This window comes from Scandinavium sp., from assembly GCF_032012665.1.
Lineage (GTDB): Bacteria > Pseudomonadota > Gammaproteobacteria > Enterobacterales > Enterobacteriaceae > Scandinavium.
In genome coordinates this window covers 224,753-246,795 of record NZ_DALZVG010000005.1, presented here as the reverse complement: position 1 = coordinate 246,795, position 22,043 = coordinate 224,753, and the positions used below count along the sequence as shown (strand labels likewise).

The following is a 22,043-nucleotide window of genomic DNA, read 5'->3' as shown; positions in this document are numbered from 1 at the left end:
TGTTTGTGTGAAGTGATTCACATCCGCCGTGTCGATGGAGGCGCATTATAGGGAGCTCCCGAGGAATGACAAGCGGAAAAATACATTTTTATTTCAACCGCTCATCTTTTCGCCTCAAAGCCTACTTTTTCTGCTTTTTGATGGCTGCAGGCAACGCTGCCAAGCTATCAATCACCCAATCAGCTGCATTTTCAGCCTCATTGGTAACAGGTTTGCCGGTACGGACCAGGACCTTCGTTCCAACGCCTGCGGCAGCGGCGGCCTGCATATCTTCAACTTTGTCGCCAACCATAAAAGAGGCGTCCATATCGATATGCAGGAAATCACGAGCAGAGATAAGCATTCCCGGGTGCGGCTTACGGCAATCGCACACCTGGCGAAACTCTTCAACCGTGCCCTGCGGATGGTGAGGACAATAATAGATACCATCCAGATCGACGCCACGATCGGCCAGTGACCAGTCCATCCACTCGGTCAGCGTTTCGAACTGCGCTTCCGTAAATTTACCGCGCGCAATACCGGACTGGTTGGTTACCAGCACCAACGCGTAGCCCATCTCTTTCAGCTCGCGCATAGCGTCAATGACGCCATCGATAAACTCAAATGCATCAATTTCGTGGACATAGCCATGATCGACATTAATGGTGCCATCACGGTCTAAGAAAATAGCGGGAACGGTTTTTGCCACCGGTTTACTCCTGAATAAGGCTTGTGCCGCTAGTATCTCATGTTTCTGACGCCAATAAAGTGCTCATTATCGCCGCTCCGGATTGATTTAGACGTCTGGATGCCTTACCATCCATTTCATTGACGGTCTCTGCGCTGTGCAACAGCAGAAAATGCCACGGCAAATCACTACACGATAATAAATAGCTAATGATTAAACTTTCGAATATCACCAAAGTGTTCCAGCAGGGTCACAGAACCATTCAGGCACTGAATAATGTCAGCCTGCATGTTCCTGCAGGACAAATTTACGGCGTCATCGGCGCGTCAGGTGCAGGTAAAAGCACCCTGATCCGCTGCGTTAATTTACTTGAGCGCCCAACCCAGGGAAGCGTTCTGGTTGATGGCCAGGACTTAACCGCCCTTTCTGAATCCCAGTTAACCAAAGCTCGTCGCCAGATAGGCATGATTTTCCAGCACTTTAATCTGCTGTCCTCCCGTACCGTATTTGGCAACGTAGCTTTGCCGCTGGAGCTGGACAACACGCCAAAAGAGGAAATCAAACGTCGCGTAACCGAGCTGCTCGACCTTGTTGGCCTGGCAGATAAACACGACAGCTACCCGGGCAACCTCTCCGGCGGGCAAAAACAGCGTGTCGCGATCGCACGCGCCCTGGCAAGCAGCCCTAAAGTACTGTTATGCGATGAGGCCACCAGCGCGCTGGATCCCGCCACAACCCGTTCAATTCTCGAGCTGCTGAAGGACATCAACCGTCGCCTGGGCCTGACCATTCTCCTTATTACGCATGAAATGGATGTCGTGAAACGCATCTGTGACTGCGTGGCCGTGATCAGCAACGGCGAGCTGATTGAGCAGGACACCGTCAGTGAAGTGTTCTCTCATCCGAAAACGCCGCTGGCGCAGCAGTTTATTCAGTCCACGCTGCATCTGGATATTCCGGAAGATTATCTGGCTCGCCTGAAGCCTGAACAGCAATCTGACAGCGTCCCGATGCTGCGCATGGAGTTTACCGGCCAGTCCGTTGATGCCCCTTTGTTATCAGAAACCGCGCGCCGCTTTAACGTGAATAACAACATTATCAGCGCGCAGATGGATTACGCAGGCGGCGTGAAGTTCGGCATCATGCTGACCGAAATGCACGGCACACAAGAAGATACGCAGGCGGCCATCAGCTGGCTGCAGGAACACCATGTAAAAGTAGAGGTACTGGGTTATGTCTGAGCCAATGATGTGGTTGCTGGCGCGCGGCGTCTGGGAAACGCTGGCGATGACCTTTGTTTCCGGTTTCTTTGGCTTTGTGCTGGGCCTGCCGGTAGGCGTGCTGCTGTACGTCACTCGTCCGGGTCAGATTGCCGAAAGCGCGAAGCTGTATCGTACCCTTTCTGCGGTCGTAAACATCTTCCGTTCTATTCCTTTTATTATCCTGCTGGTCTGGATGATTCCCTTCACTCGCGTGATTGTCGGAACCTCAATTGGCCTTCAGGCGGCGATCGTCCCGCTGACCGTCGGCGCAGCTCCGTTTATTGCCCGCATGGTAGAAAACGCCCTGCTGGAAATCCCTACGGGCCTGATTGAAGCTTCACGCGCCATGGGCGCAACAGCCATGCAAATCGTACGCAAAGTTCTGCTGCCTGAAGCGCTGCCGGGCCTGGTGAACGCGGCTACCATTACGCTAATTACCCTGGTCGGCTACTCTGCAATGGGCGGTGCTGTTGGTGCCGGTGGTCTAGGCCAGATTGGCTATCAGTACGGCTACATTGGTTATAACGCTACGGTTATGAATACCGTTCTGGTATTACTGGTGGTTCTGGTTTATTTAATTCAATTCTCTGGCGATCGCATCGTCCGGGCTGTCACTCACAAGTAACGTTACACACAACATACAACTCTAAGAGTTTAAGGAAAGAAAATGGCGTTCAAGTTTAAAACCTTTGCGGCAGTGGGTGCCCTGATTGGTTCTCTGGCACTGGTGGGTTGCGGTCAGGATGAGAAAGACCCAAACCATATTAAAGTAGGCGTGATCGTGGGTGCTGAACAGCAGGTTGCTGAAGTCGCTCAGAAAGTGGCGAAAGAGAAATACGGCCTCGACGTTGAACTGGTAACTTTCAACGACTACGTACTGCCAAACGAAGCGCTGAGCAAAGGCGACATTGACGCCAACGCCTTCCAGCACAAGCCATATCTGGATCAGCAGATCAAAGATCGCGGCTACAAACTGGTTGCGGTCGGCAATACCTTCGTTTACCCGATTGCAGGCTACTCCAAAAAAATCAAATCCCTGGATGAGCTGCAGCCCGGCTCTCAGGTTGCCGTACCTAACGATCCAACCAACCTTGGCCGTTCCCTGCTGTTGCTGCAGAAAGTGGGTCTCATCAAACTGAAAGACGGCGTGGGTCTGCTGCCAACCGTTCTGGACGTTACTGAGAATCCAAAAAACCTGAAAATTGTTGAGCTGGAAGCGCCTCAGCTGCCGCGTTCTCTTGACGACGCTCAGATTGCTCTGGCCGTTATCAATACAACTTACGCCAGCCAGATTGGCCTGACGCCAGCAAAAGACGGCATCTTTGTTGAAGACAAAGACTCCCCATACGTGAACCTGATCGTGAGCCGCGAAGACAACAAAGATGCGGAAAACGTGAAGAAATTCGTTGAAGCGTATCACTCTGATGAAGTGTACGAAGCTGCGAACAAGATCTTCAACGGTGGTGCCGTTAAAGGCTGGTAATCTTTTCACAAAGTAATATTATTCAGGACGGGCTTTATGCCCGTCTTGTCATTTTTGGCCGCCGCCTGATTCAAAACGGTCGGCTTTTATTTATTGAGGGAATCCTATGCGTGCTTTACCGATCTGTTTCTTAACGCTCATCCTGAGCGGCTGTTCAATGCTGAGCAGATCTCCTGTCGAACCAGTACAAAGCACCGCCGCGCCTGCCAAAACAGAGCCAGCGAAACCAAAAGCTACGCGCCCTGCGCCAGTAAGAATCTATAACAGTGCCGAAGAGCTGGTCGGGAAACCGTTCCGCGATCTCGGTGAAGTCAGCGGCGAATCCTGCCAGGCCTCTAATCAGGACTCCCCACCGAATATCCCGACAGCCCGCAAACGCCTGCAAATCAACGCAGCAAAAATGAGGGCCAACGCCGTTCTTCTGCACAGCTGTGAAGTCACCAGCGGTACGCCTGGCTGCTACCGCCAGGCCGTCTGCCTTGGCACCGCCCTCAACGTTTCGGCGCAATGAGTGGATTTTCCTTCGAGCAGATAGGCGTTATCCGCTCACCCTATAAAGAGAAGTTTGCCGTACCCCGCCAGCCTGGCCTGGTACAATACGGCAGCGGCGAGCTTCACCTCCTTCCACCCTACAATCAGACTGACGCCGTTCGGGGTCTGGAAGATTTCAGCCATCTTTGGGTACTGTTTGTTTTCCATCAAACCATGGAAGGTGGCTGGCGACCTACCGTGCGTCCACCGCGCTTAGGGGGTAACGCCAGAATGGGCGTGTTTGCCACCCGTTCGACGTTTCGCCCGAACCCTATTGGAATGTCGCTTGTTGAGCTGAAAGGCGTGCGCTGCCACAAAGATCAGGTCATTCTGCAGTTGGGCGGCCTCGATCTGGTCGACGGCACGCCAGTTGTTGATATCAAACCTTATTTGCCTTTCGCCGAAGCGTTGCCGGACGCGCAGGCGAGCTACGCCCAGCAGGCGCCTGTGGCTAGCGTTAATATCAGCTTCACAGCGGAACTGGAAAGCCAGTTTCCTGTTCTGGAAAAGCGCTACCCTCATCTGCGTGCGTTTATTGCCGACGTGCTGGCTCAGGATCCTCGTCCGGCCTATCGTAAAGGCGAGGAAACCGGGAAAACCTACGCCGTCTGGCTACACGATTTTAACGTCCGCTGGCGCGTGACCGATGCGGGGTTCGAAGTCTTTGCTTTAGAAGCTCGCTAATTTTCGCCTCCTCTCTTTTGACAACTCTGCCAGGCTGATAAACTAAACCACTTTTTTTGTATCAGGCGGGCAACCCCGCCTGCGCCCATCGTTCAAATGGAACCGTAATAACATGCGTACTAGTCAATACCTGCTCTCCACGCTGAAGGAGACACCTGCCGACGCCGAGGTTATCAGCCACCAGCTGATGCTGCGCGCCGGGATGATTCGCAAGCTCGCTTCCGGGTTATATACCTGGCTGCCGACCGGCGTGCGCGTCCTGAAAAAAGTCGAAAACATCGTGCGTGAAGAGATGAACAACGCCGGTGCCATTGAGGTATTGATGCCGGTGGTTCAGCCCGCTGACCTCTGGGAAGAGAGCGGCCGCTGGGAACAGTACGGTCCTGAGCTGCTGCGTATTGCCGATCGCGGCGATCGTCCGTTTGTGCTCGGCCCAACGCATGAAGAAGTGATCACCGACCTGATACGTAATGAGCTGAGCTCTTACAAACAGCTGCCGCTGAATCTCTTCCAGATCCAGACAAAATTCCGTGACGAAGTACGCCCACGCTTCGGCGTAATGCGTTCCCGTGAATTCGTCATGAAAGACGCCTACTCGTTCCATACATCTCAGGAATCCCTGCAGGAAACCTACGACGCGATGTATGCAGCCTACAGCAAAATATTCAGCCGTATGGGTCTGGATTTCCGCGCCGTTCAGGCAGATACCGGTTCGATTGGCGGCAGCGCGTCTCATGAATTCCAGGTTCTGGCTTCCAGCGGTGAAGATGACGTTATCTTCTCTGACGCCTCTGACTTTGCGGCAAATATTGAGTTCGCTGAAGCGCTGGCACCGAAAGAACCTCGCGCAGCCGCGACGAAGGAAATGACGCTGGTCGATACGCCAAATGCCAAAACCATCGCTGAGCTGGTTGAGCAGTTTGGTCTGCCGGTTGAAAAAACCGTGAAAACGCTGCTGGTGAAAGCCGTTGAAGGCAGCAGCTATCCGCTGGTCGCGCTACTGGTACGTGGCGATCACGAGCTGAATGAAGTTAAAGCGGAGAAACTGCCGCAGGTCGCCAGTCCGCTGACTTTCGCGACCGAAGCAGAAATCCGTGCCGTCGCCAACGCAGGTCCGGGCTCTCTGGGTCCAATCAATATGCCTGTTCCGGTGGTAATTGACCGTACCGTTGCCGCCATGAGCGATTTCGCCGCTGGCGCAAACGTGGACGGCAAGCACTACTTCGGCATTAACTGGGATCGCGATGTAGCGACGCCGGAAGTAGCAGACATTCGTAACGTTGTGGCGGGCGATCCAAGCCCGGACGGCAAAGGTACGTTGCTTATCAAACGCGGTATCGAAGTTGGCCATATATTCCAGCTCGGCACCAAATATTCCGAAGCGATGAAGGCTGCCGTTCAGGGTGAAGATGGTCGTAACCAGACGCTGACTATGGGCTGTTACGGTATCGGCGTTACGCGTGTGGTCGCAGCGGCCATTGAGCAGAACCACGATGAGCGCGGTATCGTCTGGCCGGACAACATCGCTCCGTTCCAGGTCGCTATCCTGCCGATGAACATGCACAAATCCTACCGCGTGCAGGAACTGGCGGAGAAACTCTACGCTGAACTGCGCGCGCAGGGCATCGAAGTGCTGATGGACGACCGTAAAGAGCGTCCGGGCGTGATGTTCGCTGACATGGAGCTGATTGGCATTCCGCACACTATCGTCATCGGCGATCGTAACCTCGACAGCGACGACATCGAATACAAATACCGTCGCAACGGCGAGAAGCAGATGATTAAAACCGGGGAGATCCTCAACTACCTGGTGAAGGCCATCAAAGGCTAAAAACACAAAGGCCTCGCAGTGCGAGGCCTTTTTCATTTATCTGCGCTAACTTAATTCCTGCACTCTTTCCCAGGCATAAACTTCGCGTCTTTATCCGTCTTCAGCGTCTTGACCTGTTCGCCCGTGTCCGGGTTTGGCTCCAGCGTAAAGTGCGCTTCCACCGTCAGCAGCACCGGCTTCGTTGCCGTTCCACGCGCGGCGGCATAGTCACGTTCCAGCTGCGCATTATTCGCCACGGCAACGCGTTTACCGGTTGCACAATCGGTGAAGGTGGCGGCATCGGCCATGTAGGAATACATGCCGCGCATGGCCATTGGCGTATTCGGCAGGCTGGATTTAACCGGCTCCAGCGTGTAGTTCAGCTTAGAGACAATAGGGTTCCCTTCCCTGTCCAGCATTTCCAGCTTATCGCCTTTCGCGCGGTAGTAGGACTTCTCACCCTGGCTGTCAGTAAGCACCAGCTTCTCGGCAGTGCGTGCCCAGGTGCCATAAGAACCAAATGACGAAGGTTCATGTGCCACACCCTGGTAGCGCTCATTCATTATCCAGGTGCCATCTTTTTCGAGGAACAGCGTCGTTTCAATGCCTTCGCAATCCGCACATGGCAGCACACCACGCCAGCTCTGCTGCATCGGCTGTAGCGCAGCTTCCTGCCCGGCTTTCAGAGTTTGCTCATCTGAACGATTATTACAGCCCGGCAATACGCTCAGTATGCCCATCGCTGCGAGGGCGACCAGTACCTTCTTCACTTTAATTTCCTTATGCTTTTAATTCATCGAGTTATTCGCCGCCATGGCGAACTTTTCCCCGCATCGCTTTCACCGATGATTTTTGTGATTTTGACGCCAGACGCCGCTCTTTCGACGCGCGGGTCGGGCGGGTTGCACGGCGATGCTTCTGTTCGGCGGTTAACGTCTGAATGACTGACACCAGTCGTGCCAGCGCCGCTTCCCGATTCATTTCCTGACTGCGATATTCCTGCGCCTTGATAATAATAATGCCATCAGCCGTGATCAAATGGTGGCTGGCAGCTAACAGGCGCGATTTGTAATACTCTGGCAGGCCGGAGGCCCGGATGTCAAAGCGCAGATGAATAGCCGTAGAGGCTTTGTTCACGTGCTGTCCGCCGTTGCCCTGCGCACGAATAGCGGTGATCTCCACCTCTTCGTCAGCAATAGCCACCTGACGGGAGATAACGATCATTGCGGTTGTTGCCAGTTAACGGGAATAATTTCCAGATTATTCCGAGCGTCGGAGAGCCATAGCGTGCCCTCCTGTAGCGTCGCCTGCAGCGTCATGTTACGCGCAGCGAATGCTATCAACTGCGCGAGTTGGGCATCGTCGAAATACCAGACGGTGAGGTTATCAAATCCCGAAAGCGCAGCCTGATTTTGCTGCCACCAAATCTCTGCCGCACGGCTGTTGTAGGCAAACAGAGCCACCTGTTTCGAACGAGAGCAGGCTTTTTTGATTCGCCGCTCGTCCGGCAAGCCCAGTTCAATCCACAGATCCACGCCCAGATGATCGTTCAGTAGCCACACTTCCGGCTCGTCTTCCGCGCTGAGGCCGCGGGTAAACTGCAGCCGGTCGTCGGCATACATGATCCATGCCAGCAGGCGCAGCATCATGCGCTCTTCGGTTTCCGACGGATGACGAGCCAGCGTCAGGCTGGCATCGAGGAACTGGTTACGGTCGAGATCGGCAACGTTCACCACCGCTTTATAAATAGTCGCTTTCAGCGCCATGATTTTACTCCTGAAAATTGGCGGCCATTGTACCGAAATCGGCCGCAAAAGGCTGTCGCCAATTCAGCGCTGAACCGCTCATCCTGCTGATATTGCTTAAATGAGTATGGTATAGTCACCTTGCTAAACAGAGTTTATCTTCGTAGGCTTAAACTTGCATCCCACAGTTAAGTCAGAACGCTGACAGGAGGACATGTGGAAAACTATTGTGAGTTAATACGCAAGCGGTATGCGGAAATAGCCAGCGGGGACTTGGGATATATTCCGGATGCGCTGGGTTGTGTGCTAAAAGTATTGAATGAAGTGGCGGCAGATGACGCGATTTCAGAGTCGGTCAGGGAAAAAGCCGCGTATGCGGCGGCAAACTTACTGGTGAGCGATTATGTCAACGAATGAGTCTTATCAACCGATCAACTGTGACGACTATGACAATCTCGAACTCGCCTGTCAGCACCATCTTGTTCTGGCACTGGAACTGAAGGATGGCGAAGCGCTGAAGGCGAAAGCCAGTGACTTAGTCTCACGAAAAAACGTCGAATATCTGGTGGTTGAGATCTCAGGCGAAAGCCGGGAACTGCGACTCGACAAGATAGCAAGCTTCAGCCACCCGGAAATCGGTACCGTCGTGGTGAGCGTCGAATAACCCCTGAACGGGCAGTGTTACTGCCCGTTTTTTTGTCTGATAAGCGCCAGCCCGACCTCTCCTTCCCTGTACTGCCCTTCAACCGTCACAAAGTAACCCGCCGCTGCAATCAGCGTATCACCATAAAAAAGCAGCGGCGTGGTATCCCGTAACCACGGTGCGACCCCCATCTCCTGCCAGATTTTCTTGAGTTTTCGCCCACCCTGACGCCCAACGATATGCAGCGTTCCTGAAGCGGCATAACGAATACTTACGGGTTCATCCGCTTTCGGCGCGCGAATCTCCTCTCCGGTAACCAGGCGAAGCACGCCGGAACCTGGCAGCAAGAGTGGCTGGTCCGTATCCGCCCAGGCCTGCTGCGAATAAAGTTCACGGTTGTATGCGGCAACCAACCACAGCTGCTGCTGATAGCGGCGAACGTCAATGTTCCCCAGGCGCAGCAGCGGGGCGGCATCTTCACGCGCGAGGGCGACCTCCTGCCACAGGCGTTCCAGCATGCCACGCGAAGGCATCGTCATCTGATGCTGCGCCAGCCAGCGGCGCAGAATGGCGGCTCGCCGGATCTCGCTGACCGCCAACAGGGGCTCAATCGCAATCTGCCCATATTCCCCCGTCAACGCCGCCAGTTCTTCGGCAAGCAATTCATCCAGGAGCTGTTCCTGTTCACCGCACAGCGACGCGCTACGTGCTACGGCCTGAGAAAAGTGCGGCCAGCGCTCAGTAAGCAAAGGGACGACACGAAGACGCAGGAAGTTGCGATCGTAAGCATCGTCCTGATTGCTTTCGTCTTCAATCCAGCTCAGCTGGTGTGAAATAGCCCAATACTCCAGCGATACCCGGGATTCGTTAAGCAATGGCCTGAGCAGACGTGTGCCGGCAAACGCTGAATCATTGGCCATCGCCGACAGCCCGGCAGGGCCACTTCCCCGCTTCAGCGCCAGCAGCAGCGTTTCACATTGATCATCGATATGCTGCGCGGTTACCAGCACTTCTCCAGGGCGCAAAGCCTCGCGGAAAGCCTGATACCTGGCTTCACGCGCGTGAGCCTCTGTCCCTTTTCCGTCATCGGCGAGGCTGACTCTTGTGACAATGAGCGGTACCTGCCAGTCGGTACAAACCTGCTGACAGTGCTCCACCCACGCATCAGCGTTGGCACTGATCCCATGATGGACATGAATTGCGCGTAACTGTAAATCAGGTGTGCGTTCACGCAGATACACTAGCTGATGCAAAAGGACCGTCGAATCCAGGCCGCCGCTAAAGGCGACCAAAATGTTTCGGTGGGGATGTAACGCATCGACGAGGGAGTTAAGATTCATGATTTATTGCTGATACAGCTCCAGCGGCAGGCCGTCCGGATCGTTGAAGAAGGTAAACCGACGTTCGGTGAACGGATCGACACGAATCGCCTCACACTTCACGCCGTGGCTTTCCAGATGAGCGACCGCCGCATCGATATCATCGACGCTGAAGGCCAGATGACGCAGGCCACAGGCTTCGGGTCGCGACGGGCGCGCAGGCGGGAAAGGGAAAGAAAACAGCTCGATAGTGTACTGGCCGTTGAGCGCCAGATCGCCCTTCCAGGAGTCTCGCTCTTCGCGATAGAACTCGCTCTCCAGCGTGAAGCCGAGAATGTCACAATAGAACGCCTTACTGTTGGCGTAGTTGCTGGCGATGATAGCGATATGGTGAACCTGTTTTAAACCGAGCATGTTTTCTCCTTTGAGGTGTCGCAGCACGTTACCTGCCCCGGCCCGCCTGAGGCAAGCACTCAGGCCTCTTTTAAGACTCGTACCCGGTACACACCATCCTCATCGCGCTTTGCGCCGTGAATGTCGGTTTCAAAACCGGGATAGTGGCGGCCAATCGAGCAAAGCATCAGCAGAAAATCGAGCACGGCGCGACTCTCCTCGGTGATCATTTCCCCCGGCATCAGCAGCGGCACGCCTGGCGGATAGGGCAGGATCATATTAGCCGATACGCGCCCCACCAGCTGTTCGATTTCGATCGTCTCAACTTCTCCTTTGATCTGCCGCTGCCAGGCCTGGTGCGGCGTCATTTTCATTTCGGGCAGCACGTCAAACGCACGCAGCATCAAATGGGACAGCTGATGCTGACGAATCAGCTTATGGATCCCCTGCGCCAGATCCTGAATACGCATATTGCGGTAGAAATCAGGATCTTCAGCATACAGATCCGGGAGCATATTTTTGACGCGAAGATTCAAATCGTAGGATCTTTTAAACTCCGTCAGGCCGCGCAGCAGCCCCATCGCACGGGTTTTGTCGATGCCGATGCTGAACAGAAACAGCAGATTATACGGCCCGGTTTTCTCAACCACGACGCCGCGTTCATCAAGAAACTTCGCCACCAGCGCAGCCGGGATCCCTTCATCGCTCATGTTGCCCTGCTCGTCCATACCCGGCGTCAGAATGGTCACTTTTACCGGATCGAGATACATATGTTCGGCATCAGCATCGGCAAAACCGTGCCACTCTTCGCCCGGTGATACCGGCCAGCACATTGCTTCATCGACGTTTTCCGGCTGCCAGATATCGAAGAACCAGCCATCAGACTCTTCACGCAGACGCTGAACCTCTTTGCGGAAATGCAGCGCACGTTCAACCGAGCGATTAATCAGGCGCTTACCCGGATTGCCGCGCAGCATCGCCGCAGCGGTTTCAATTGAAGCAACTATCGGATAGCTCGGTGACGTGGACGTGTGCATCATAAAGGCTTCGTTGAAGGTATCTTCATCGTAATCGCCTTTGATGTGTATAAGCGACGCCTGCGACAGCGCCGCCAGCATTTTATGCGTCGACTGCGTTTCGTAGATCACTTTCCCCGGTACCCGCTCGCCGCTCATACCGCTTTTTCCCTGATAAATCGGGTGAAAATGGGTATACGGCACCCAGGCAGAGTCAAAGTGAATCGACGGTACGTCGAGCGTCTCTTTAATCCAGGTGGTGTTATAGAGCAGACCGTCGTAGGTGGAGTTAGTGATCACCGCATGAACCGGCCATTTCGCCCCGGCAGTTGCATTTACTTTTTGCGAAATTGTCTCGCGGGTGAATTCACGCTTCGGAATACCGCCGAGGATCCCCAGTGCATTGCGCGTTGGCTTCATCCACAGCGGCACCACGTCACTCATCATCAGTAAATGCGCCAAAGACTTATGACAGTTGCGGTCGATAAGCAGCGTGCTTCCCGCCGGAGCGGCGTACATGCCGACGATTTTGTTCGACGTCGAGGTGCCGTTCGTCACCATATAGCTTTGCTCAGCACCAAAGGTGCGGGCAATGTACTCTTCGGCTTCCAGATGTGGGCCGGTATGATCGAGCAGGGAACCCAGTTCGGTAACGGAAATGGAGACATCCGCCTTTAGCGTATTGCCGCCAAAAAAGTCATAGAACAGGCAACCGACCGGGCTTTTCTGATAGGCCGTACCCGCCATGTGTCCCGGTGTGCAGAAGGTATACTTGCCCTCTTTCACGTAGTTGAACAGCGCGCGGGTAAACGGCGGGGTAATGTTGTCGAGATACTCTTTGGTGTATTGCCCTATACGCGTGGCGATGTCTTCTGCCGCGCCGAGCGCGTATTCAAAGAACCACAGCGCCATGCGCATATCGTTGATGCTGACGTCGAGCGTCGAATGGGTATTGATGAAGGCATACAGCGGCAGGTATTCGTTAAGCTGATTGATGTCGCTGCACAGGTCTTCGCCGTACTCATCCCAGTCGAAGATAACCCCGCAGATCCGCGGATTTTGCTCAACGAATTTAATGAGATCGGCGCTGTTCTGCGGCCAGATAATTTTGAATCCCTGTTGGGTCAGTGCCGCTTCAAGATCTTTAATCGGCTGATCTTTGTGGTAGACGCCGTGCGGCCCCATGATGGCGATAATATTCACGCATTCCTCCTGGAAAAAACCTCCGTTAATCATAGCGCAGGTGGATAGCGGAAATAAAAAAAGCCACACGCAGTGTGGCTTTTTCAGAGCACTCTTTACGCTTTCTTACGCGTAGCCGTAGCTCATCAGACGCTGATAGCGACGGTTGAGCAGATCTTCGGTGCTCAGCACGTCGAGATCGGCCAGATCCGCCAGGATCTGCGCTTTCAGGCTCGCAGCCATCACTTCCGGCTTACGGTGTGCGCCGCCCAGTGGTTCCGGGATGACGGTGTCGATAAGCTTCAGCTCTTTCAGGCGCGGGGCAATAATGCCCATCGCTTCTGCGGCCAGCGGCGCTTTATCAGCGCTTTTCCAAAGAATGGAAGCACAGCCTTCCGGAGAGATAACGGAATAGGTGCTGTACTGCAGCATATTCACTTTATCGCCCACGCCAATCGCCAGTGCGCCGCCGGAGCCGCCTTCACCGATTACGGTGCAGATTACCGGCACCTTCAGGCGAGACATTTCACGCAGGTTACGTGCGATAGCTTCAGACTGACCGCGCTCTTCCGCGCCCACGCCCGGATACGCACCCGGCGTGTCGATGAAGGTCACGATCGGCATGTTGAAGCGCTCTGCCATTTCCATCAGGCGCAGCGCTTTACGGTAGCCTTCCGGCGCTGGCATGCCGAAGTTACGGCGGATTTTCTCTTTGGTTTCACGGCCTTTCTGATGGCCAATCACCATCACCGGACGCCCATCAAGACGCGCGATACCGCCGACGATAGCTTTGTCATCGGCATAGGCGCGGTCGCCTGCCAGCTCGTCGAATTCATCGAACGCCAGACGCAGATAATCCAGGGTATATGGGCGCTGCGGATGGCGAGCCAGCTGAGCAACCTGCCATGCACCGAGATCGGCGAAGATTTTACGCGTCAGCTCTACGCTTTTTTCACGCAGACGATGCACTTCTTCGTCGATGTTAATATCCAGTTTTTCATCCTGACGGCCAACGGACGTCAGAGAATCGATTTTCGCTTCCAGCTCTGCAATCGGCTGTTCGAAATCAAGGAAATTCAGACTCATAGTATTCCTGTATTAGTCAAACTCCAGTTCCACCTGCTCCGACCCAATGAGGCCACGCAGATCGTTGAGTAAACGATCGCTCGGAGAAACACGCCAGGTCGCGCCAAAGCGCAATCGTGCGCGTGCATCCGCCCTCTGATAGTAGAGATGTACTGGAATGGTCCCCGACCGATGGGGTTCCAGAGACTGACGGAGACGGTTTAAAAGCTGGTCATCAATTTGCCTGTCCGTCAGCGAGATAGCAAGCCCGCGAGCATATTTTTCACGGGCTTCGTCAATATCCATCACTTCGCGGGCCATCATTTTAAGGCCGCCGCTGAAGTCATCAAAGCTGACCTGTCCGCTGACGATAAGTATGCGGTCTTTTTCCAGCAAATGCTGGTATTTATCCAGTGCGTCGGTGAATAACATCACCTCCAGACGCCCGGAACGGTCATCCAGCGTACAGATGCCGATGCGATTGCCGCGTTTGGTGACCATAACCCGCGCGGCAATCACAAGCCCCGCCGCCGTGGTGACTTTACCACGATCGGTCGGATGCATGTCTTTGAGCCTTACGCCCCCGGCGTAACGCTCAATCTCTTTCAGATACTGGGTAATTGGGTGTCCGGTCAGGTAGAGACCCAGCGTTTCCCGCTCCCCTTCCAGAACAATCTGTTCCGGCCATGGCTGACAGCTGGCGTAGGATTGTTCCACCTGTTCCGGCTCTTCCGCCAGCACGCCGAACATATCGACCTGCCCGATGGCTTCGGCTTTTGCATGCTGATCGGCTGCCTTCAGCGCGTCCGGCAACGAGTTCGCCAGCGCCGCACGATGCGGGCCAAGCCTGTCGAACGCGCCGGACATAATCAGCTTTTCCAGCACGCGCTTGTTCAGCTTTTTCGTGTCCACGCGGGCGCAAAGGTCGAAGAGCTCGCGGAAATAGCCGCCTTCGTTTCGCGCTTCGAGAATAGCTTCAATCGGACCTTCGCCAACGCCCTTAATGGCGCCGATGCCGTAGACAATCTCCCCGTCATCGTTGACGTGGAAATGGTACAGGCCAGAGTTAATATCCGGCGGCAGAATCTTCAGCCCCATGCGCCAGCACTCGTCCACCAGGCCGACGACTTTCTCAGTGTTGTCCATATCGGCGGTCATCACCGCAGCCATAAACTCTGCCGGATAGTGCGCCTTCAGCCACAGCGTCTGATACGACACCAGCGCATACGCCGCAGAGTGGGATTTGTTGAAGCCGTAGCCCGCAAATTTTTCGACCAGGTCGAAGATTTTCATCGACAGCTCGCCATCGATGCCGTTCTTAATAGCCCCTTCTTCGAAGGTGCCGCGCTGCTTCGCCATCTCTTCGGGCTTTTTCTTACCCATCGCACGACGCAGCATGTCCGCGCCGCCAAGCGTATAGCCGGAGAGCACCTGAGCAATCTGCATCACCTGTTCCTGGTACAGAATGATGCCGTAGGTCGGCTCCAGCACCGGCTTCAGGCTTTCATGCTGCCACTGCACGTCCGGGTAGGAGATCTCTTCACGGCCGTGCTTACGGTCGATAAAGTTATCCACCATGCCCGACTGTAGCGGCCCCGGGCGGAACAGCGCCACCAGAGCGATCATATCTTCGAAGCAGTCCGGCTGCAGGCGCTTAATCAGATCCTTCATGCCGCGGGATTCAAGCTGGAACACGGCGGTCGTTTCCGAGCGCTGCAGCATGTCGAAGCTTTTCTTGTCGTCGAGCGGGATAGCGGCGATATCAATCGGCTCAAGACCCTGCTTCACCCGACGTGGGTTGATCATCTTCAGCGCCCAGTCGATGATCGTCAGCGTTCGCAGACCGAGGAAGTCAAACTTCACCAGCCCGGCATATTCAACGTCGTTTTTATCGAACTGGGTAACCGGATGATGCCCGGATTCGTCGCAGTAAAGTGGTGCAAAATCGGTAATTTTGGTTGGCGCGATAACCACGCCCCCGGCGTGCTTCCCGGCGTTACGCGTGACGCCTTCAAGCTTACGCGCCATGTCGATCAGCGCTTTAACCTCTTCATCTGCCTCATATATTTCCGGCAGCTGCGGTTCAGCTTCAAAGGCTTTGGCCAGCGTCATGCCCGGATCGGGGGGCACAAGCTTCGAAATGCGGTCAACAAACCCATAAGGATGGCCAAGCACGCGCCCTACGTCACGTATAACCGCTTTTGCGGCCATCGTACCGAAGGTAATTATCTGAGAAACGGCATCGCGCCCGTACATATCGGCGACGTGCTCAATCACCTGGTCACGTTTCTCCATGCAGAAATCGACGTCGAAGTCGGGCATCGAGACACGTTCCGGGTTAAGAAAACGTTCAAAAAGCAGATCAAATTCAAGCGGATCGAGGTCGGTAATCTTCAGCGCATAGGCCACCAGAGAGCCCGCACCGGAACCACGGCCCGGCCCTACCGGCACGCCGTTATCCTTCGACCACTGGATAAATTCCATTACGATCAGGAAGTAGCCCGGGAACCCCATCTGGTTAATAACCTGAAGTTCGATATCCAGACGTTCGTCATATTCCGGGCGCTTCTCCGCGCGAACAGCCGGATCCGGGAATAAGAACTCAAGACGTTCTTCAAGCCCTTCCTTCGATTTCACGACGAGGAAATCTTCGGTGGTCATGTCGCCGGTCGGGAACTGTGGCAGGAAGTATTCGCCAAGGCGCACGGTCACATTACAGCGTTTGGCAATCTCAACGGTATTGGCCAGCGCTTCCGGAATATCCGAGAACAGTTCGCACATTTCGTCTTCGGTGCGCATGTACTGCTGCGAAGAGTAATTGCGCGGACGCTTGGGATCGTCGAGGGTAAAACCATCATGGATGGCGACGCGAATTTCGTGGGCATCGAAGTCACCCGCGTCAATAAAGCGCACGTCGTTGGTCGCGACAACCGGCAGCCCGCGATCTTCGGCAAGCTTCACGGCGGCATGAAGATAGTTTTCTTCATCGGCCCGGCCCGTGCGGATTAATTCGAGGAAATAACGATCCGGAAAATGCTCTTTGTAGAATGCCACACACTGCTCAACCAGCGCGGTGTTTCCGCGCAGCAGCGCTTTCCCGACGTCGCCCATGCGCGCGCCGGAAAGTAAAATCAGACCTTCTTTCTGCTCAACCAGCCACTCACGGTCGATATACGGCCCCTGAGCGCCATAACCACGCTGATATGCCCGTGAAATCAGCAACGTAAGATTCTGATAGCCTTCGTTGTTGGCGGCAAGCACCGTCAGCTGAGTCAGCTCCTCGGCAAACAGATCGCTCTGAACATGGAAATCGGCCCCGATAATCGGCTTCAGGCCCGCACCATGCCCCGCACCGTAGAACTTCACCAGACCGCAAAGGTTGGTGAAATCGGTGATCGCCAGCGCCGGCATGCCGAGCGCGGCCGCCTTTTTCACCAGCGGCCCGGTTTTCGCCAGCCCGTCAATCATGGAGTAGTCGCTATGCACCCGCAGGTGCACGAAACGTGGTTCAGCCATCTTCAGTTCCCGCTTAACTTAATCAGGCAATGCCCAGTGCGCGTTTGACAGGCCCGAAACTGCGCCGGTGGTGTTCGGTGGCACCATGCAGAGCCAGCTTTTCCAGATGAAAAGCCGTTGGATACCCTTTGTGCCGGGCAAAGCCATACTCAGGGAAAGTCTGGTCCAGCGCCGCCATCTCCGCATCGCGGGACACTTTCGCCAGAATGGAGGCCGCGCTAATTTCTGCCACGCGACTGTCGCCTTTGACTACGGCCAACGACGGCACCGGCAACGCCGGGCAGCGATTACCATCGATCAGCACATATTCCGGCGGAATATGCAGGCCAGCCACGGCGCGCTGCATCGCCAGCATTGTGGCGTGCAGAATGTTGAGCTCGTCAATTTCATGCGGCTCGGCACGGCCAAGGCTCCAGCTCAGCGCCTTCTCTTTGATTTCACCGAACAGCGCCAGGCGGCGCTTTTCGCTTAGCTTTTTAGAGTCGTTGAGGCCGACGATCGGCCTTGCCGGATCGAGGATCACCGCCGCGGTGACAACCGCGCCCACTAAAGGACCGCGGCCTACTTCGTCGACACCCGCCACCAGGTAAGTGTGCGGATAAACAAATACGTCGGTCATTGCGCCAGCTCCAGCACCGCTTCTGCTGCCTGCTCATCGGCATTACAGCGAATTTGCTGGTGCAATTCGCGGAAGGTATCGTGCATAGCGTGGCTGGTTTTACCATCCGCGAGCAGCGGAAGCAGTGCCTCAGCGAGGCTTTCCGGCTGACACTCATCCTGCAAAAGTTCTTTCACCAGTTCCCGGCCCGCCAGCAAATTAGGCAGCGAGACGTAATCGGTTTTCACCAGACGTTTCGCCAGCCAGAAGGTAAATGGCTTCATGCGATAGCCCACGACCATCGGGCACTTCGCCAGCATGCATTCGAGCGCCGCCGTGCCGGATGCCAGCAGCGCGGCGTCGCTGGCGATCATCGCCTCACGACCCATACCGTTCAGCATATGCACGTTGAGATCGGGTGCAATCTCCGCTTTGATGCGCTCAAACTGCTCACGGCGTTTGGCGTTAACCAGCGGCACCACAACTTCCAGATCGGGGTAGTGATTGCGCAGAAGCTGCGCCGTTTTCAGGAAATCTGCGCTAAGCATTTCCACTTCCGCGCCCCGGCTGCCCGGCAGTAACGCCAGACAATGCACGTCATGGGCAATGCCGAGCGTATCACGTGCGGCATTTTTATCAGGATCGAGCGGCATCGCATCTGCCATAGTGTGTCCGATAAAGCGGCAGGGCACGTTGAAACGGTCGTAAAACGCTTTTTCGAAAGGCAGAAACGCGAGCACCAGATCGGTGGCTCTGCCGATTTTGAAAACACGTTTTTGTCGCCATGCCCAGACGGACGGGCTGACATAATGGATGGTTTTGATTCCCTGCTTCTTCAGGTTCCCTTCGAGGGTAATGTTGAAATCCGGGGCATCAATACCGACGAACACATCGGGCTTGAGTTCGGTAAAGCGACGGGTCAGATCGGCACGGATATGCAGCAGACGGCGCAGACGACCGAGGACTTCGACAATCCCCATCACCGCCAGCTCTTCCATTTCGTACCAGGCTTCACAGCCTTCAGCCTGCATCAGCGGCCCGGCTACGCCGACGAATCGGGCGTTCGGAACCCGCGCTTTCAGGGCACGAATCAGACCTGCACCAAGAATATCGCCGGAGGTTTCTCCGGCGACCAGGGCAATCGTTAACGGACGTTCAGCCATTAACGAATCAGACCACGCGTAGAGCGTTCGAAGAAGTCAGAGAAGGCTTTCACTTCAGGATGCTGCTCTGCAAGTTCGGCGATTTCCGGTTTGGCTTCTTCCAGCGTTTTACCGCTGCGGTAAAGCAGTTTGTACGCATTGCGAATGGCAATGATTGCTTCTCTGCTGAAACCACGGCGCTTCAGGCCTTCGATGTTGACACCGAAAGGCGTGGCGTGGTTGCCCTGCGCGATAACGTAAGGCGGAACGTCCTGTGCGACGCCGGAGCAGCCGCCAACCATCACGTGTGCACCAATGATGCAGAACTGATGGACAGCCGTCATGCCGCCGACAATCACAAAATCGTCCAGAGACACGTGACCCGCGAGCGTTGCGTTGTTCGCGAGGATGCAGCGGTTGCCCACTGTGCAATCATGCGCGACGTGCGCGTTGATCATCAGCAGGTTATCGCTGCCTACCTTCGTCAATCCACCGCCCTGTGTTGTGCCACGATGAATGGTGACGCTTTCGCGAATGCGGTTGCGATCGCCAATCTCCACACGGGTTGGTTCGCCAGCGTATTTCAGATCCTGGTTAACTTCCCCGATGGAAGCGAACTGATAAATTTCATTGTCGCGACCAATGGTCGTGTGACCATTTACCACCACATGAGACTTCAGTACGGTCCCTTCGCCAATGGTGACGTTCGGACCCACAATACAAAACGGACCAATGTGAGCGTTGGCACCGATAACGGCGCCCTCTTCCACAATGGAGGTTGGATGGATAAAGGCAGTTTTATCAATCACGTATCAGGCCTCCCGGCTACGCGCACACATCATTGTTGCTTCGCAAACCACTTTCCCGTCAACCGATGCCACGCCTTTGAAGCGAGTCAGGCCACGACGGGTTTTCTCGAAAGTCACTTCCATGATCATCTGATCGCCTGGCACGACAGGACGCTTAAAGCGCGCTTCATCGATGCCTGCGAAGTAGTAGAGTTCACCCGGCTCAAGTTTACCGACGCTCTTGAATGCCAGAATACCGGTGGCCTGAGCCATGGCTTCCAGAATCAGCACGCCTGGGAAAATCGGTTTACCCGGGAAATGTCCCTGGAAAAACGGCTCATTTACGGAGACATTTTTAACTGCGCGAAGAAAACGACCTTCTTCAAAATCCAGCACGCGATCGACCAGCAAGAACGGGTAACGGTGCGGCAGAAGTTCCAGAATCTCTTCAATGTGCAGAGTATGAGTGTCAGTAGTCAAAATACTCTTCCTGTCTAAAAATACTTAAAGTGCAATAATAACACGGCCTGCCGGATTCTAAAAAATCAGACAGGCCGGGAAGATGGCGCTTATGATGTAACGTTAGTCTTGCTGACTGTTTTTACGCTCAAGTGCTTTAAGGCGCTTGCTCATGTCATCAATGTTCATCACCAGCGCGGCGGTTTTGCGCCATGCCTTGTTAGGCTGCAGCGGAATGCCGGAGGAGTATACGCCAGGCTCAGTGATCGGACGCATTACCATGCCCATCCCGGTCACCGTCACTTTGTCGCAGATCTCCATGTGGCCGTTGATGACGCTTGCGCCACCAATCATGCAGTAGCGGCCAATTTTCAGGCTGCCTGCCATGATAACCCCGCCCGCAACGGCAGTATTGTCACCGATGACCACGTTGTGCGCAATCTGGCACTGGTTATCAATGATCACGCCGTTACCGATGACGGTGTCATCCAGCGCGCCACGATCGATGGTGGTACAGGCACCGATCTCTACGCGATCGCCGATGATAACGCGACCCAGCTGAGGGATCTTCACCCAGTTGCCGCGATCGTTAGCATAGCCAAAGCCATCCGATCCAATAACGGTACTGGACTGGATCAGGCACTGCTCACCGATCTCAATTTCGTGATAAACCGATACGTTCGCCCACAGGCGTGAACCGGCACCAATTTTGGTGTTCTTACCGACGAAACAGCCCGCGCCAATGCGAACGTTATCACCGAGCACGACCCCGGATTCGATAACTGCATTTGCGCCAATTGAGACGTTTTGTCCAAGCTTTGCCGTCGCATCAACCACCGCGCTGGGCGCGATGTCCTGCGCCGGCTGCGGCGTGGAGTCAAGAATTTGCGCCATACGGGCGTAAGTCAGGTAGGGATTTTTCACTACCAGCGCCGCGCTTTTGGCAAAAGGCAAATCGTCTGCCGTCATCACGACAGCAGAAGCCTGGCATGCGGCCAGGTGTTCACGGTATTTAGGATTCACCATGAACGTGATATGGCCTGTATTAGCGGATTGCATGGACGCAACAGCGGTGATGACGATATCGCCATCACCGTGTAATTCTGCATCCAACTGCTGCGCTAAGTCAGCCAGTCGAATTGAAGGCATTACTTATTTAACCTGTTTCAGCACATCAGCGGTGATGTCTTTCACGTCACTGCTGTTGTAAGCAACGGTATTTGCGTCAACAACCAGATCGATTTTCTGGTCAGCCGCTACGCTCTTCACTGCAGCCTGGATACGAGTCACCAGCTTACCGCGCTCTTCGTTAGAACGACGCGCACGATCCTGCTCAAACTGCTGGGCTTTCTGAGAGAAAGTCTGACGCTGAGCCATGATGTCTTTTTCCATTTTGCTGCGTTCGCTCGCTTTCATGGTAGATCCATCACGCTGCAGACGCTGCATTTTGGCCTGGAGATCGGATTCCTGGCTCTGCAGATCGCTTGCGCGGCCTTTAAACTCACTCTCCAGCTTCGCAGAAACACCGGTTTTCTGTGCAACCTGCTGGAACAGGCTACCCATGTTAACAATTGCAATTGTGTCTGCTGCTTGTGCAGACGCGGCCATTGCTAAACCCAGACCTGCAGCTACTAACCACTTTTTCACAATAAAACTCCTTACCATCCCATGAGTGCCCGAAGGCACCGTTCTTTGCGAAGTCATACAACCACGCGAGTGATCGTCAGATGTCATCGCTAC

At 54.8% G+C, this 22,043-nt stretch carries 23 protein-coding genes; 8 read left to right on the top strand and 15 right to left on the bottom strand.

What is annotated here, in order from left to right:
- Positions 1 to 121: 121 nt before the first annotated feature.
- On the bottom strand, positions 122 to 688 hold the full coding sequence (gene gmhB, locus RTU33_RS07115) for a D-glycero-beta-D-manno-heptose 1,7-bisphosphate 7-phosphatase (RefSeq protein ID WP_312626264.1): 567 nt from the start codon (positions 686 to 688) through the stop codon (positions 122 to 124).
- A gap of 188 nt (positions 689 to 876) precedes the next feature.
- Here gmhB and metN point away from each other — a divergent pair, with 188 nt between their 5' ends.
- From metN to proS, 6 genes are all read left to right on the top strand, one after another.
- Positions 877 to 1,908, top strand: coding sequence for a methionine ABC transporter ATP-binding protein MetN (gene metN / locus RTU33_RS07110; protein ID WP_312626263.1), 1,032 nt, complete (start codon positions 877 to 879; stop codon positions 1,906 to 1,908).
- Positions 1,901 to 2,554 carry a methionine ABC transporter permease MetI gene (locus RTU33_RS07105; protein ID WP_312626262.1) on the top strand — a complete coding sequence of 218 codons (654 nt, stop codon included), beginning with the start codon at positions 1,901 to 1,903 and terminating at the stop codon, positions 2,552 to 2,554. Before metN ends, RTU33_RS07105 begins: the two co-directional genes overlap by 8 nt.
- Before the next feature lie 42 nt (positions 2,555 to 2,596).
- On the top strand, positions 2,597 to 3,412 hold the full coding sequence (gene metQ, locus RTU33_RS07100; RefSeq protein ID WP_312626261.1) for a methionine ABC transporter substrate-binding lipoprotein MetQ: 816 nt from the start codon (positions 2,597 to 2,599) through the stop codon (positions 3,410 to 3,412).
- Positions 3,413 to 3,518: 106 nt separating this feature from the next.
- Positions 3,519 to 3,923, top strand: a complete 405-nt coding sequence (gene rcsF / locus RTU33_RS07095; protein ID WP_312626259.1) for an Rcs stress response system protein RcsF — start codon at positions 3,519 to 3,521, stop codon at positions 3,921 to 3,923.
- Positions 3,920 to 4,627, top strand: coding sequence for a tRNA (N6-threonylcarbamoyladenosine(37)-N6)-methyltransferase TrmO (gene tsaA / locus RTU33_RS07090; RefSeq protein WP_312626257.1), 708 nt, complete (start codon positions 3,920 to 3,922; stop codon positions 4,625 to 4,627). Before rcsF ends, tsaA begins: the two co-directional genes overlap by 4 nt.
- Positions 4,628 to 4,739: 112 nt before the next feature.
- Positions 4,740 to 6,458, top strand: a complete 1,719-nt coding sequence (proS, locus tag RTU33_RS07085; protein WP_312626255.1) for a proline--tRNA ligase — start codon at positions 4,740 to 4,742, stop codon at positions 6,456 to 6,458.
- A gap of 50 nt (positions 6,459 to 6,508) precedes the next feature.
- On the opposite strand, the gene nlpE is transcribed toward proS, so the two are convergent.
- Genes nlpE through RTU33_RS07070 form a run of 3 tightly spaced genes read right to left on the bottom strand, consistent with a single transcriptional unit; the run spans position 6,509 to position 8,203 of the window.
- Positions 6,509 to 7,207, bottom strand: a complete 699-nt coding sequence (nlpE, locus tag RTU33_RS07080) for an envelope stress response activation lipoprotein NlpE (protein WP_312626254.1) — start codon at positions 7,205 to 7,207, stop codon at positions 6,509 to 6,511.
- A gap of 31 nt (positions 7,208 to 7,238) precedes the next feature.
- Positions 7,239 to 7,661, bottom strand: coding sequence for an alternative ribosome rescue aminoacyl-tRNA hydrolase ArfB (arfB, locus tag RTU33_RS07075; protein ID WP_312626253.1), 423 nt, complete (start codon positions 7,659 to 7,661; stop codon positions 7,239 to 7,241).
- On the bottom strand, positions 7,658 to 8,203 hold the full coding sequence (locus tag RTU33_RS07070) for a YaeQ family protein (RefSeq protein WP_312626252.1): 546 nt from the start codon (positions 8,201 to 8,203) through the stop codon (positions 7,658 to 7,660). Before RTU33_RS07070 ends, arfB begins: the two co-directional genes overlap by 4 nt.
- A 195-nt stretch (positions 8,204 to 8,398) precedes the next feature.
- Here RTU33_RS07070 and RTU33_RS07065 point away from each other — a divergent pair, with 195 nt between their 5' ends.
- Positions 8,399 to 8,599, top strand: coding sequence for a YaeP family protein (locus RTU33_RS07065; protein WP_312626250.1), 201 nt, complete (start codon positions 8,399 to 8,401; stop codon positions 8,597 to 8,599).
- Entirely contained in the window at positions 8,586 to 8,846 is a 261-nt protein-coding gene (rof, locus tag RTU33_RS07060; RefSeq protein WP_312626249.1) for a Rho-binding antiterminator, read from the top strand. Before RTU33_RS07065 ends, rof begins: the two co-directional genes overlap by 14 nt.
- A gap of 17 nt (positions 8,847 to 8,863) precedes the next feature.
- On the opposite strand, the gene tilS is transcribed toward rof, so the two are convergent.
- The 11 genes from tilS to skp all read right to left on the bottom strand — a co-directional run bounded on the left by tilS (position 8,864) and on the right by skp (position 21,950).
- Positions 8,864 to 10,165 (bottom strand): tRNA lysidine(34) synthetase TilS, encoded by a 1,302-nt coding sequence (gene tilS / locus RTU33_RS07055; protein ID WP_312626248.1) that lies wholly within the window; start codon positions 10,163 to 10,165, stop codon positions 8,864 to 8,866.
- A gap of 3 nt (positions 10,166 to 10,168) precedes the next feature.
- The gene (locus RTU33_RS07050; protein WP_312626246.1) at positions 10,169 to 10,558 is read right to left on the bottom strand and encodes a VOC family protein; all 390 of its coding nucleotides are present in this window, start codon (positions 10,556 to 10,558) and stop codon (positions 10,169 to 10,171) included.
- Positions 10,559 to 10,617: 59 nt separating this feature from the next.
- Positions 10,618 to 12,756, bottom strand: coding sequence for a lysine decarboxylase LdcC (locus tag RTU33_RS07045; RefSeq protein ID WP_312626244.1), 2,139 nt, complete (start codon positions 12,754 to 12,756; stop codon positions 10,618 to 10,620).
- A 105-nt stretch (positions 12,757 to 12,861) separates the two neighbouring features.
- The gene (gene accA, locus RTU33_RS07040) at positions 12,862 to 13,821 is read right to left on the bottom strand and encodes an acetyl-CoA carboxylase carboxyl transferase subunit alpha (RefSeq protein WP_312626242.1); all 960 of its coding nucleotides are present in this window, start codon (positions 13,819 to 13,821) and stop codon (positions 12,862 to 12,864) included.
- Positions 13,822 to 13,833: 12 nt separating this feature from the next.
- On the bottom strand, positions 13,834 to 17,316 hold the full coding sequence (gene dnaE, locus RTU33_RS07035) for a DNA polymerase III subunit alpha (protein WP_312626241.1): 3,483 nt from the start codon (positions 17,314 to 17,316) through the stop codon (positions 13,834 to 13,836).
- A 22-nt stretch (positions 17,317 to 17,338) separates the two neighbouring features.
- Entirely contained in the window at positions 17,339 to 17,935 is a 597-nt protein-coding gene (rnhB, locus tag RTU33_RS07030; protein ID WP_312626239.1) for a ribonuclease HII, read from the bottom strand.
- Positions 17,932 to 19,077 (bottom strand): lipid-A-disaccharide synthase, encoded by a 1,146-nt coding sequence (gene lpxB, locus RTU33_RS07025; RefSeq protein ID WP_312626238.1) that lies wholly within the window; start codon positions 19,075 to 19,077, stop codon positions 17,932 to 17,934. The genes rnhB and lpxB overlap by 4 nt, the downstream gene beginning before the upstream one ends.
- Positions 19,077 to 19,865 carry an acyl-ACP--UDP-N-acetylglucosamine O-acyltransferase gene (lpxA, locus tag RTU33_RS07020; protein ID WP_312626236.1) on the bottom strand — a complete coding sequence of 263 codons (789 nt, stop codon included), beginning with the start codon at positions 19,863 to 19,865 and terminating at the stop codon, positions 19,077 to 19,079. The genes lpxB and lpxA overlap by 1 nt, the downstream gene beginning before the upstream one ends.
- A 3-nt stretch (positions 19,866 to 19,868) precedes the next feature.
- The gene (gene fabZ, locus RTU33_RS07015; RefSeq protein WP_012016126.1) at positions 19,869 to 20,324 is read right to left on the bottom strand and encodes a 3-hydroxyacyl-ACP dehydratase FabZ; all 456 of its coding nucleotides are present in this window, start codon (positions 20,322 to 20,324) and stop codon (positions 19,869 to 19,871) included.
- 102 nt (positions 20,325 to 20,426) lie between these two features.
- Entirely contained in the window at positions 20,427 to 21,452 is a 1,026-nt protein-coding gene (lpxD, locus tag RTU33_RS07010; protein ID WP_312626232.1) for a UDP-3-O-(3-hydroxymyristoyl)glucosamine N-acyltransferase, read from the bottom strand.
- A 3-nt stretch (positions 21,453 to 21,455) separates the two neighbouring features.
- On the bottom strand, positions 21,456 to 21,950 hold the full coding sequence (gene skp, locus RTU33_RS07005) for a molecular chaperone Skp (protein WP_312626231.1): 495 nt from the start codon (positions 21,948 to 21,950) through the stop codon (positions 21,456 to 21,458).
- Between the last annotated feature and the right edge of the window lie 93 nt (positions 21,951 to 22,043).